The organism is Rhizobium grahamii, assembly GCF_009498215.1.
Lineage (GTDB): Bacteria > Pseudomonadota > Alphaproteobacteria > Rhizobiales > Rhizobiaceae > Rhizobium > Rhizobium grahamii_A.
Window position 1 is genome coordinate 3,339,464 of sequence record NZ_CP043498.1, and the last position, 13,220, is coordinate 3,352,683.

Annotated in this window: 4 protein-coding genes and 1 pseudogene; 4 read left to right on the forward strand and 1 reads right to left on the reverse strand. The window is 60.3% G+C overall.

Features of this window, described 5'->3' with window-relative positions:
• Positions 1-296 precede the first annotated feature (296 nt).
• The 4 genes and pseudogenes from FZ934_RS16120 (at position 297) to FZ934_RS16135 (ending at position 12,481) form a co-directional block, all read left to right on the forward strand.
• Entirely contained in the window at positions 297-8,816 is an 8,520-nt protein-coding gene (locus FZ934_RS16120) for a GH36-type glycosyl hydrolase domain-containing protein (protein WP_153271889.1), read from the forward strand.
• A 98-nt stretch (positions 8,817-8,914) separates the two neighbouring features.
• Entirely contained in the window at positions 8,915-10,141 is a 1,227-nt protein-coding gene (locus FZ934_RS16125; RefSeq protein WP_153271890.1) for an OpgC family protein, read from the forward strand.
• A gap of 320 nt (positions 10,142-10,461) precedes the next feature.
• A pseudogene (locus FZ934_RS16130) lies at positions 10,462-11,495 on the forward strand (aspartate-semialdehyde dehydrogenase).
• A 164-nt stretch (positions 11,496-11,659) separates the two neighbouring features.
• Positions 11,660-12,481 carry a lytic murein transglycosylase gene (locus FZ934_RS16135; protein ID WP_153271891.1) on the forward strand — a complete coding sequence of 274 codons (822 nt, stop codon included), beginning with the start codon at positions 11,660-11,662 and terminating at the stop codon, positions 12,479-12,481.
• A 40-nt stretch (positions 12,482-12,521) separates the two neighbouring features.
• Here the strand turns inward: FZ934_RS16135 and FZ934_RS16140 are convergent, their stop codons facing one another.
• Entirely contained in the window at positions 12,522-13,163 is a 642-nt protein-coding gene (locus FZ934_RS16140; protein WP_153271892.1) for a carbonic anhydrase, read from the reverse strand.
• Positions 13,164-13,220 lie beyond the last annotated feature (57 nt).

Consider the following 13,220-nt stretch of genomic DNA (forward strand, 5'->3'; position numbering starts at 1 on the left):
GTGGGCCAACGCGAGCTCTACCATCGATCGCAGCGACGGCGAAAACTCTTGACTTGATTTATTCCGATAGTGTCCAACTTTCCCGTTTGGCTCCGTGGGGGAAGGGCCGTTCCTCGCCTTCCACGCAGCCTGTCTGTTTGTGCGTCTAAATCGATTCGCATCGTTTATGATTATTGCGCGCGTCTCGTCCGGTTTTCACGGCCAAGGACGTGAAATTGTTCATGCGGCAGTCATATTCGGCAGTGCAAAAGGCAACGCTGATCACCACAACCTCGTTTGGATCCAGAACCGAACCCATGTCTATTTCCGCCACGTCTCCGAGCCCGTCCCGCGAGTCCGAAACGAAGCAGATCGATCATAATGACTCGATCCGTTCGACCTATCTTTCTATCGAAGACATAAAGGCGATGGGCGCTTCCGCAGCGCGCGAAGGCGTGGCCTCGCTGCCAGCATTCGCCCCCTTCGATTTCTTTGCCCGACACAAGGAAAACGAGAAGGAAATTCTGCGCGTCTACCGGACGACCGCGACCGATGTCGAGTCGGGCGAGACGATTACGCCGGCCGCCGAATGGCTTCTGGATAACCACTACATCGTCGAAGAAGCGATCCAGGAAGTCCGCCGCGACTTTCCGAAGAAGTTCTATCGCGAACTGCCGACGATCTCGGTCGGCGGCGTTCAGGTTCCGCGGACGCTTGCTCTGGCCTGGCTCTATGTCGCGCATACACACAGCACGATCTCGCAGGAAAGCCTGACGGCGCTCGTCGACGGTTTTCAGGAAACGGAAACGCTGCGGATTGGCGAACTCTGGGCGCTGCCATCGCTTGTCCGATACGTTCTGGTTGAAAATCTGCGTCGCATCTCGATCCGCGTAGAACGCAGCCGCCGCATGCGCCGGCGGGCGAACGAGGCTGCCGATGCGCTGGTCCGCCTGACGGAGCCCGGCAAGGCTGCCGAATACCTCAAGTCGCTGGAATCGCTGGCGGAAGACAACACCTTCTCGACCCAGTTCCTTTACCGCATGCGCGATGGCTCGCAGGCATCGAGCCTTGCGATCGCGTGGCTTGACGAGCGCCTGGAAGCGCTCGGCCGCGATACCGAGGGCGCGACGATGGCGGAGCACAGCCGCCTGTCCTCCGGCAACGTCACGATGGGCAACATCATCCGCAGCCTGCGCGAAATCGACGATACGGAATGGTCGGTCTGGGTCGAGCAGGTAAGCCACGTCGACCGACTACTCTGGGAAAACTCGGACTACGGCGTCCTGGATTCCGGATCGCGCAACAAGTACCGCAAGCAGATCGAAAAGCTCGCCAAGCGCTCGACGATGACCGAAATGGAGATCGCGCAACTCGCGCTAGACATGACGGACGAGGCGCGCAGCTCGGAAGAGCCGCAGCCGCATGAGCCGAACGTCGGCGGCTTCCTGACGGGAATGCAGCGGCCGAAACTCGAGTCCAGAGCCAGCTATCGTCCGACACTGGTCCAGCACTTCGTCCGTGCCGTCCGCAAATTCAACTGGTTGTCGATCGCGGTTCCGGTGATCCTGCTCACGATCATTGCCATGGTCGTCGTCGGGCGCTTCATGGCGCATGCCGGCATGGGCCCGGCTGAAATCGCGCTCCTGCTGATCATGTTCGCGTTGCCGGCCTCCGAAGGTGCGACCGGTCTGTTCAACACCGTGCTCTCCTTCTTCGTTACCCCGGCACGGCTGGTCGGTTACGAGTTCAAGGAAGGCATTCCCGAAGATGCCCGGACGCTACTCGTCGTTCCCTGCCTGATCTCCAACCGGGATAGCGTCGACGAACTCGTCCGCAACCTCGAGGTCCACTATCTCGCGAACCCGCGTGGCGAAATCTACTTCGCGCTGCTGAGCGACTGGCCGGACAGCCAGGTCGAAGAGACCGCTGCCGATCTGGAAGTTCTGGACTACGCTCGTCGCGAAGTCGCCAACCTGTCGGCACGCTACGCCTATGACGGCAAGACGCGCTTCTACCTCCTGCACCGCCGCCGCCTCTACAACCCCTCCGAAGGCGCATGGATGGGATGGGAACGCAAACGCGGCAAGCTGCACGAGCTCAACATGCTCCTGCGCGGCGACCGCGATACGACATACCTTCCGGGCGCCAATATCGTCCCTGAGAACGTTCAGTACGTCATGACCCTCGATGCCGACACGCGCCTCATGCGTGATGCGGTCACGAAGCTCGTTGGCAAGCTCTACCACCCGATCAACCGCCCGGTCCTGAACCCAGCGACCGGACGCGTCGAAAGCGGCTACGGCGTTCTGCAGCCGCGTGTGACGCCCTCGCTGACGACGGGCAAGGATGCCTCGGTCTTCCAGCGCGTGTTCTCGATCAACCGCGGTCTCGACCCCTATGTCTTCACGGTCTCCGACGTCTATCAGGACCTCGCCGGCGAAGGCACTTTCACCGGCAAGGGCCTCTATCACGTCGATGCCTTCGAAGCCTCTCTGAAGGGTCGGATCGAAGAGAATGCCGTTCTCAGCCACGACCTTCTCGAAGGTTCGATGGCACGCTGCGCACTCGTCACCGACCTGGAACTCGTCGAAGACTTCCCGACCCGCTACGAAGTCGAAACCTCCCGCCAGCATCGCTGGGCGCGTGGCGACTGGCAGCTGCTTCCCTACATGTTCAATCCCAAGCACGGCGTCACCGCTCTTGGCCGCTGGAAGATGTTCGATAACCTGCGCCGTTCGCTGACGCCGATCGCCTGGTTCTTCGCAGCGGTGCTCGGCTGGTACTTCATGGACCCGCTCGGCGCGCTGGTGTGGCAGATCCTGTTGATCTTCTGCCTGTTCGTTGCTCCGACGCTATCCCTGATCAACGGCATCATCCCGCGGACGAGCGACATTGTAGCTCGCGCCCACCTGTATACCGTCTGGTCGGATATCCGCGCGGCGAATGCCCAGGTGGCATTGCGCATCGTCTTCATCGCCGACTCCGCCTGCATGATGGCGGACGCGATCGGCCGCTCGATCTACCGCCTGTTCTTCAGCCACAAGCTGATGCTCCAGTGGCGAACCGCCGCAAGCGTTCAGGCCGGCAAACAGGGCACGATCGTTTCCTACTACAAGGCGATGTGGCACGCGCCCGTGCTCGCCGTGCTCGCCCTCGCGTTCGCAGCCCTTTCCGGCGACAAGGCTTATTTCGTCGGCATCCCGTTTGCGCTGCTTTGGATCCTTTCGCCGCTCGTCGCCTACTACGTGAGCCAATCGGCAGAGACGGAAGATCGGATGCACGTCCCCGATGCCGTTTCCAGCGAGCTTCGCAAGATCGCGCGCCGCACCTGGCGCTACTACGAAGCGTTCACGACGGTCGAACAGAATTACCTGCCGCCTGACAACGTGCAGGAAACACCACATGTCATCGTGGCCACACGCACCTCGCCGACCAACATCGGTGTCTATCTCCTCTCGGTCGTTTCCGGACGGCATTTCGGTTGGTTCTCCTTCGAGGAGACGCTCGAACGGCTGGAGCAGACGATCGCAACCGTCGACAAGATGGAGAAATTCCGCGGCCATCTGTTCAACTGGTATCACACCGATACGTTGCAGACGCTTGGACCTCGCTACGTTTCCGCGGTCGACAGCGGCAATCTCGCCGGTCATCTGATCGCGATCTCGTCTGCATGCCGCAATTGGGCTGAAGCACCTTCGGCACACATGCAGGGTAACCTCGACGGCGTTGGCGATACCGCGGGCATTCTTGGTGAAGCGCTCGCCGAGTTGCCTGACGACCGCAAGACCGTCCGTCCGCTGCGCCGTCGTCTGGAAGAACGCATCATCGGTTTCCAGAATGCGCTTGCAGCCGTGAAGCGCGAACACGAGTTCGCGTCCATCCGAATCATCAACCTCGCGGTCCTCGCCCGCGATATCCAGAAGCTGGCGGCAAACCTCGACCACGAGGTCAAGTCGGCGCTGAGCGCCGAAGTCACCCGCTGGGCGGAATCGCTGGTAAAGGTCTGCGAAGCGCATATCTCCGACAGCACTTTCGACCTCGCCAACATCGACGCCCTGCGCCCGCGCCTCGTCGCACTGCGCGACAAGGCACGCGATCTCGCGTTCTCGATGGACTTTGGCTTCCTGTTCCGTCCGGAGCGTCGCCTGCTGTCGATCGGTTACCGCGTCGAGAGCGCCGAGCTCGATCAAGCTTGCTACGATCTGCTCGCATCGGAATGCCGCCTGACCAGCCTCTTCGGCATCGCCAAGGGCGACCTGCCGACGGAACATTGGTACCGCCTCGGCCGTCAGGTCGTGCCGGTTGGATCGCGCGGCGCGCTGGTCTCCTGGTCCGGCTCGATGTTCGAATACCTGATGCCACCACTCGTCATGCAGGAGCGCGGCGGCGGCATCCTCAACCAGACCAACAACCTGGTTGTCGTCGAGCAGATGAACTACGGCCGCAAGCTTGGTATCCCGTGGGGTATCTCGGAAGCCGCCTTCAACGCTCGCGACCATAACCTGAACTACCAGTACACCAACTTCGGCGTTCCGACGCTCGGCCTCAAGCGCGGCCTTGGCCACAACGCGGTCATCGCGCCTTATGCTTCGCTGCTCGCCAGCCAGTACAATCCGGAAGCCGCGATCGAGAACCTCGATCGCCTGCGAAAGCTTGGCGCTCTCGGCAAGTATGGTTTCTATGACGCCGTCGACTTCACGCCGACGCGCGTGCCGGAAGGCAAGACCTGTGCGGTGGTCTACAACTACTACGCACACCACCACGGCATGTCGATCGCAGCCGTCGCCAACGTTGCCTTCAATGGCCATCTCCGCGAACTCTTCCACTCGGATCCGGTCATCGAGGCTGCTGAGCTTCTTCTGCAGGAAAAGGCACCGCGCGACATCCCCGTCATGAGCGGCAAGCATGAATCCGATACGCCTGCCAGCATTCATGACGATTTGCTGCGTCCGGAACTGCGCAAGATCTACAACCCCTCGGAACGCGACCGGGAAGTGGTCTTCCTCTCCAACGGCCACTATTCCCTGATGCTGACCGCAACAGGTGCTGGCTACGCACGCTGGAATGGCCAGTCGGTTTCGCGCTGGAAAGCCGACCCGACGGAAGATCGCTGGGGCAGTTTCATCTTCCTGCGCGATACGACGACCAACGAATGGTGGTCCACAACCACCGAACCGAAGAGCGTCGAAGGAGAAGAGGTCAAGGTTCTCTTCGCTGACGAGAAGGCCGAGTTCACCAAGACCGTCGGCGATCTGACCAGCGAAGTCGAATGCATCGTTGCCACCGAGCATGACGCGGAAGGCCGCAGGCTGACCCTGATCAACAGCGGCACCGAAGACCGCTTCATCGAGGTCACATCCTATCTCGAGCCTGTGCTGACGACCGATGATACCGACAACGCTCATCCCGCTTTCGCGCGCATGTTCGTGAAGACGGAAGTGGGCAAGCGGGGCGATGTTATCCGTGCCGAACGCAACAAGCGCGATCCAAACGAGCCGAACATGGCCGTTGCGCACCTGATCGTCGACAGTGCGGGCACATCGCGGCACACGGAATTCGAAACCGACCGCCGCAAGTTCCTGGGACGCGGCCGTAGCCTCGCCAATGCGGCGGCGTTCGATGCCGGTGCAACACTCTCCGGCACGGACGGCTTTACGCTCGATCCCATCCTGTCTCTGCGGCGCACCGTTCGCGTCCCGGCCGGCAAGAAGGTCAGCGTGATTTTCTGGACGATCGCTGCGCCGACCCGCAACGAGGTCGACCAGGCCGTCAACCGCTATAGGCACGCTGATGCTTTCAATCATGAGCTCGTCCAGGCCTGGACGCGCACGCAGGTGCAGATGCGCCATGTCGGCGTGACGTCGCAGCAGGCGGCAGCCTTCCAGTATCTCGGTCGCCATCTGGTTTATCCGGATATGCATCTGCGCGCTGATGCGGCAGCGGTCGAAGCAGGCATGCAGTCACAGTCGTCGCTTTGGCCTCTGGCGATCTCGGGCGACTTCCCGATCTTCACCTTGCGCATCAACGACGACATGGACCTCGACATTGCCCGCGAAGCGCTGCTGGCCCAAGAATACCTGCGGTCGCGCGGCGTGACGGCAGACCTCGTCATCATGAATGAGCGAGCTTCCTCCTACGCTCAGGACATGCAGCACGCGGTCGACCAGATGGCGGAGAACGTGCGTCGCCTGGGTCAAGCGGATGGATTGAGGCAGCATATCTTCACAGTCCGCAAGGACCTGATGGAGGAGGCGACCTACCACGCCCTCATTTCCGCGTCGCGCGTCACCTTCCATGCCAAGAACGGCAAGATCATCGACCAGATCAACCGTGCCGTTGCTCTGTTTGCCCCTTCGAAGGAGGAGCAGCAGGAACTCGAACGGGGAGATCGTGCAAAGCCCCTGACGAAGCGCATTGCGCCCGTGGCGGCAACGACAATCCCGGCCGTAGAAATCAAGGACGAAGGGGACCTCAATTTCTGGAACGGTATCGGCGGGTTCTCCGGCGATGGCCGCGAGTATGTCGTACGACTGGCCGGCGGCACCTTTACGCCGCATCCATGGATCAACGTGATCTCGAACGACAAGTTCGGCTTCCACGTATCGGCCGAAGGCGCTGGTTTCACCTGGAGCACCAACTCGCGCGACTACCAGCTGACCTCTTGGTCGAACGACGCGGTCATCAACCGCCCCGGCGAAGCCATCTATGTCGTGGACCGGGATAACGGTGCCGTCATGACGCCTTACGCTGCCCTTTCTCAGCGGCCGGACGTCCGTTTCGAAGCGCGGCATGGCCTCGGCTACTCGGTCTTCTCGAGCGTTCAGAACGAACTGGCGCTTGAGCTGACGCAGACGGTCGATCGCGAACGGCCCGTAAAACTGCAGCGACTCCGGCTACGAAACACCGGCGCCACCGCGAAGAAGTTGCGTCTCTACGGCTACGTTGAATGGGTCCTCGGCAACAATCCGCAGAAGACAGCCCCATTCATTCTTTCGGAGCATGACGTCGAAGCGGATGCCCTTTTCGCGGGCAACAACTACAGCATCGACTACTCGGGGCGGATTGCATTCTTTGCCGCGAGTGAAAAGATCTCGAGCTTCAGCGCCAGCCGTCGCGAATTCGTCGGCAAAGGCGGAACGATCCAGGCGCCGAAGGCCGTAACCGGCGGTGCCGTGCTGTCGAGCGCCTGCGAACTCGACGGCGATCCGGCGGCTGCGCTTGCGATCGATATCGAGATCGCAGCCGGCGAAGAACGCGACGTTGTTTTCTACCTCGGCGATACCGCCACGAGAGAAGAGGCACGGGCCGCCATTGCCGGCGTGAAACAGGTCGAGTTCGATGAAGCGGTTGATGCGAACCGCGACTTCTGGCAGCGCTTCACCGGCAAACTGCAGATCTCCACGCCCGACCAGGGCATGAACAACCTCGTCAACACGTGGCTGCCCTATCAGAGCCTCGGTTGCCGCATCATGGCCCGAACAGCCTTTTACCAGGCGAGCGGCGCCTTCGGCTTCCGAGACCAGCTACAGGATACGCTTGCCTTCGTGCTGCACGAGCCATCGATCGCGCGGAAGCAGATCCTCAATGCGGCATCGCGCCAATTCCGTGAAGGCGACGTGCAGCATTGGTGGCTTCCGGGCACCGGCGCCGGCGTTCGGACGATGATCTCCGACGATGTGGTCTGGCTGGCTTATGCCATCCATCACTATTGCACGGTCACCGGCGACAAGAGCGTGCTCGACGAGCAACTGGCCTTCATCGAAGGGCCAGAACTCCTCGAAGGTCAGCATGACTCGTTCTATCGGCCTGAGATCTCCGAAGACAAGGTGAGCATTTACGAGCACGCTGCCATGGCGCTCGATCTCGCGATCGAACGCAAGGGCGCCAATGGTCTGCCGCTCTTCCTTGGTGGCGACTGGAACGACGGCATGAATCGAGTCGGCATCGGCGGCAAGGGCACGAGCGTTTGGCTCGGCTGGTTCCTTGCCGGCGCGCTCCGCTCGTTCGGCGCCTACGCCGAAGAGCGTGGTGACACGGCTCGGGCAACGCGGTGGGCAACGCACCTCCAGGAACTCAAGGCGGCACTCGAAACCGCCGCCTGGGACGGCGCCCACTACCGCCGCGGCACTTTCGACGATGGCAGCCTTCTCGGATCGAAGGAAAGCCTCGAATGCCAGATCGACTCCATTGCGCAGTCGTGGAGCGTTCTGTCCGGTGAAGGCGACGCGGCCCATTCCGCCAAAGCGATGGAATCGGTTCTTTCGAAGCTTGTCGACTTCGACGCAAGGATCATCCGGCTGTTCACGCCACCTTTTGCCAACTCCGCGAAGGACCCAGGCTACATCAAGGCCTATCCGCCCGGCGTGCGCGAAAACGGCGGCCAGTACACCCATGCGGCAACCTGGGTGGTCATGGCGCTTGCCGAGCTCAATCGCGGCGACGACGCGTTGCGGTGCTTCGATCTGCTCAACCCGATCAGCCATGCCCGCGATATCGCATCGGCCGAACGCTATCGCGTCGAGCCCTACGTCATTGCTGCCGATGTCTACGGCGAAGGCACCTTGACGGGTCGTGGCGGCTGGACATGGTATACCGGCTCGGCTGGATGGCTCTATCGCGCTGCCATCGAAGGCATTTTGGGAATCCGGCTAAAGAATGGTCGCCTTCACGTACGTCCGGCGTTGCCGAGCGCGTGGGAAGGCTTCTCGGCAGAGATAGAGCATTCGGGCGCTAAATATCTCATTTCGGTCTCAAAATCGTCCCATCCACGCGGTTATGCTGTGGCCATCAACGGACGCGAAGTCACCGATCCCGACGAGGGATATCCGGTCGGATAACCAGCATTCTCAAGCTTACCATCCGGCGTTCCGTTGCGGCCAAGAGGGAAACCTTTTGGCCGCAACGGCGTTTGCAAGACGGAAAGCAGGAGAGGTTCATGTTATCACGGCCAGACACTCATCATGTCGGGAAGGCGAGCGTTGCGACTGCCGGTAACCGGAAGCGCGACACACGGTTGGATGTTCTTCGTGGTCTTGCGCTGATAACGATCTTCATCAATCACGTCCCCGGGCAGATCTTCGAGGCCGTCACGACCAAGAACTTCGGCTTTTCCGATGCGGCCGAGGCCTTTGTGCTGATTTCGGGAATCGCGGTCGGACTTGCCTACGGCGCCCGTTTCGAGGTTGCCTCATGGCTAGTGACGGCTAAAAAAGCCGCTAAGCGTGCCTTCACCCTCTACCTCGCGCATATGATCACGACGTTCATGACCCTTGCGCTCTTCCTGACGGGCGCCTGGATATTCCACCGACCGGGTCTGCTATGTGAGATCAATATCCTTGCGGTCCTCACGAACCTGCAGGCCGGAATTCCCTCGCTTCTGCTGTTGGGGCATCAGATCGGCTATAACAACATCCTGCCAATGTACGGCGCGCTGATGTTGATCGTACCGATCGTGCTGTTGCTGAACGCGCGGAGCCCTCTCCTGGCCCTGGCGGTGTCGGCAAGCGTCTGGCTGGCCGCCGGCATCTTCGAAATTGCACCGCACAATACGTTGATCGAGGGTTACTGGTTCCTCAACCCGCTGTCCTGGCAGTTCCTGTTCACGATCGGCATCGTCGGCATGACGCATGTTCGCAATGGCGGAAAGCTTCCCACGCATCCTCTCCTGATGCTTCTGTCGGCATGCTATGTCGCGCTGTCCTTCGTCTGGGTGGTCGGCCAGTATTGGGCCCTTGGAAACGCTCTCGCGTCCCTGGGCCTACCTCCTGTTCTCACGGGCTTCGACAAGACGTTCCTGTCGCTGCCGCGTCTTCTGCATGTACTGGCGCTTGCCTACCTCGTGATCAACATTCCGGCACTGTCCCAGCTTCTGCGCCGCTCCGAGAACAATCCGTTGGTCGTCTTCGGTCGCCATTCGCTGAACATCTTCGTCGCCGGCACCATTCTCGCGATGGTCGGGCAGGTCATTCTCTACATCAACAACCGAGACCAGATCGTTGGCCCGATCTTCGTCGTCCTCGGCATCGCGTTGCAGTTTGCCTATGCCTACCACCTTGAGCGCAAGCGTAAGCTTGGGCGTGCAGATCGTCCGCAGTTGGCCCATCGCGGAATGCAGCCGGTGCCGGTTCGCGCCAGCCATATGCAGGATATGAAACGAAAGTGAGAAGGGCGGCATTGGCCGGCGTCGCGGCGCAAAATTCTTGACTCTTGGACAAAACCTTTTATGAGCAGCGTTGGAAAAGGAATATCCATGGTTCGCGACGAACACGCCATTGCTGTTAGCAATGACCGGGCACAAAGTGCCGGGATGGATATTGCCGTTCCGGTTTCTTCCAAAACCAAGGCCAAAACGACGACGAAAACCGTCTGACGTCTCTGGCCTGCCGCTCTCTCCCCGGCCCGGCTGGGGACAGGAAGCCGCGATCCATTCGCCGCTTTCCCCCTCACCGGACAAGAGGAGAGAAGAGAAAGAGAGCTTGAGAAATGGGTTTTAAAGTTGCAGTAGCGGGAGCGACCGGAAATGTGGGCAGAGAGATGCTCAACATCCTTTCGGAACGTGGTTTCCCGTAGATGAAGTTGTAGCGCTGGCATCAGCCCGATCGCAGGGAACGACGGTTTCCTATGGCGACAAGACGCTGAAGGTCGCCAATCTCGAGAATTATGATTTCTCCGACACCGACATCTGCCTGATGTCCGCCGGCGGCGAGGTCTCCAAGAAGTGGTCGCCGAAGATCGGCGCGCAGGGCTGCGTCGTGATCGATAACTCGTCCGCATGGCGCTATGATGCCGACGTGCCGCTGATCGTGCCGGAGGTCAACCCGGACGCCATCACGCAGTTCACGAAGCGCAACATCATTGCAAACCCGAACTGCTCGACCGCACAGCTCGTCGTCGCCTTGAAGCCGCTCCACGATTTCGCGAAGATCAAGCGCGTCGTCGTGTCGACCTACCAGTCGGTATCGGGCGCCGGCAAGGACGGCATGGACGAACTTTTCAATCAGACCCGCGCGGTATTCGTCGCCGATCCGATCGAGAACAAGAAGTTCACCAAGCGCATCGCTTTCAACGTCATCCCGCACATCGATTCGTTCATGGAAGATGGCTATACCAAGGAAGAGTGGAAGGTTCTCGCCGAGACCAAGAAGATGCTCGATCCGAAGATCAAGGTGACATGCACTGCCGTGCGCGTTCCGGTCTTCATCGGCCACTCCGAATCCGTCAACATCGAGTTCGAGAACGAAATCACCGCCGATCAGGCGCGCGATATTCTTCGCGAAGCACCCGGCTGCCAGGTCATCGATAAGCACGAGAACGGCGGCTACATCACGCCTTACGAATCCGCCGGCGAAGACGCGACTTTCATCTCGCGCATTCGCGAGGACTCGACGGTCGAGAATGGCCTGAACATGTGGGTGGTCTCCGACAACCTGCGCAAGGGCGCGGCCCTGAATGCAATTCAGATTGCCGAGCTGTTGGTCAATCGTGGCCTCGTAAAGCCGCGCAAGCAGGCAGCTTGAACGATTTTTTAACCATGCCTTGATAAGCCCGGTCTTAAGATCGGGCTTATTTCAGGCGCGGAATCAAAACCGTTTTCCAGGCTTGCAAGAGTTGCCGTGACAATGTCGCCACGCGTCGGGTTTAGCCTGTGCCTGGCTGGGTAGATCGGGATCGGGGTATCTCCATGCATATAAAGAGACTTTTGTTAGCCACGATAGCGGCTGCCTCCATTTTCCACGTCGTTCCGGCAGCGGCCAAGGCGGCACAGTGCGGCAATACCGGCGCAGGTTTCGATGACTGGGTCGTTTCCTTCAAGCAGGAAGCCGCAGCCAACGGTGTAAACCGTTCCGTGCTCGACAAGGCGTTTGCCAACGTCGTCTACAATCGTCCGACCATTGCCGCCGATCGCGGTCAGAAGAGCTTCAAGCTTTCCTTCGATGCCTTCATGCAGAAGCGGGGCGGTGCGACAATCATCACGCGCGGCAAAGCCATGAAACGCGCGAACGCACAGCTCTTCGCAACGATCGAGCGCCGCTTCGGTGTCCCAGCCGGCCCGCTGATTGCCATCTGGGGCATGGAAACAGGTTTCGGCAGCTACATGGGCAACCAGCACACCATGTCTGCCGTTTCGACCCTCGCCTACGACTGCCGCCGTTCCGACTATTTTACCGACCAGCTCTACGCCGCTCTGCAGTTGGTGTCCGAAGGTTTCCTTAACCCGCAGGCGCGCGGTGCTGCGCATGGTGAAATCGGCCAGACGCAGTTCCTGCCCCGGAACGTCGTTCTATACGGCGCGGATGGTGATGGTGATGGTCGTGTCGACATGGTCGGCTCGCGCGCGGACGCGCTGGCTTCCACAGCGAACTTCCTGAAAGGCCACGGCTGGCAGCCCGGCGCCGGCTATCAGCCGGGTGAGCCGAACTTCACGGCCATCGCAGGCTGGAACGCCGCGACGGTCTATCAGCAGGCAATCGCCTATATCGGTCAGCAGATCGACGCGAACTGATGTTCGCAAGCGCGTCGGGACAATCTCGACGCGCTTCCTTTCAAATTTCCGGACGAATGAAGTCGCGGGTCTCGGCATCCATTACCCAGAGCTCGCCGGTCGAAATATCGAACCATGCGCCATGCAGATTAATCTGCCCGGCCTCTTCCAGAGCTTTGATGTTCGGAAATGTCCTCAAATTCTCGATCGAGTTGCGGATCGACACGCGTTCCAGCGCCGTCTGGCGCTCAACCGGCGTCATCACGTCATTGCTCTGAATCTGCTCGGCAGCAGGCCGCACCAGCGACATCCAGCGCCCGATGAAGTCGCCGGGTGAAAGCGGCTCGGCGTCCGGATCGAGTGCCGCGCGGATACCACCGCAACGGCCGTGACCCATCACGACGATATCCGACACCTTCAAAGCCTGAACGGCGAACTCCAGCGCCGCTGAGGTCGCATGGAAATGACCGTCCGGTTCGTAGGGCGGAACCATGTTGGCAACGTTGCGGACAACGAACAATTCGCCCGGCCCTGAATCGAAGATCAGCTCCGGCGCTGCTCGGGAGTCCGAACAGGCAACGACCAGCGTGCTCGGGCTTTGACCATTCTCAGCCAACGTCTTGTATCGGTCGCGGGCATCGGCATAGCGGCCGTTCATGAAGTTTCGATAGCCGTCTAGAAGGGTATTTGGAAAACGCAGCATAGCTCTCCGCTTAAAGTCAGGACCCGACAATATCAACCGCCACACTTTAGAATGACA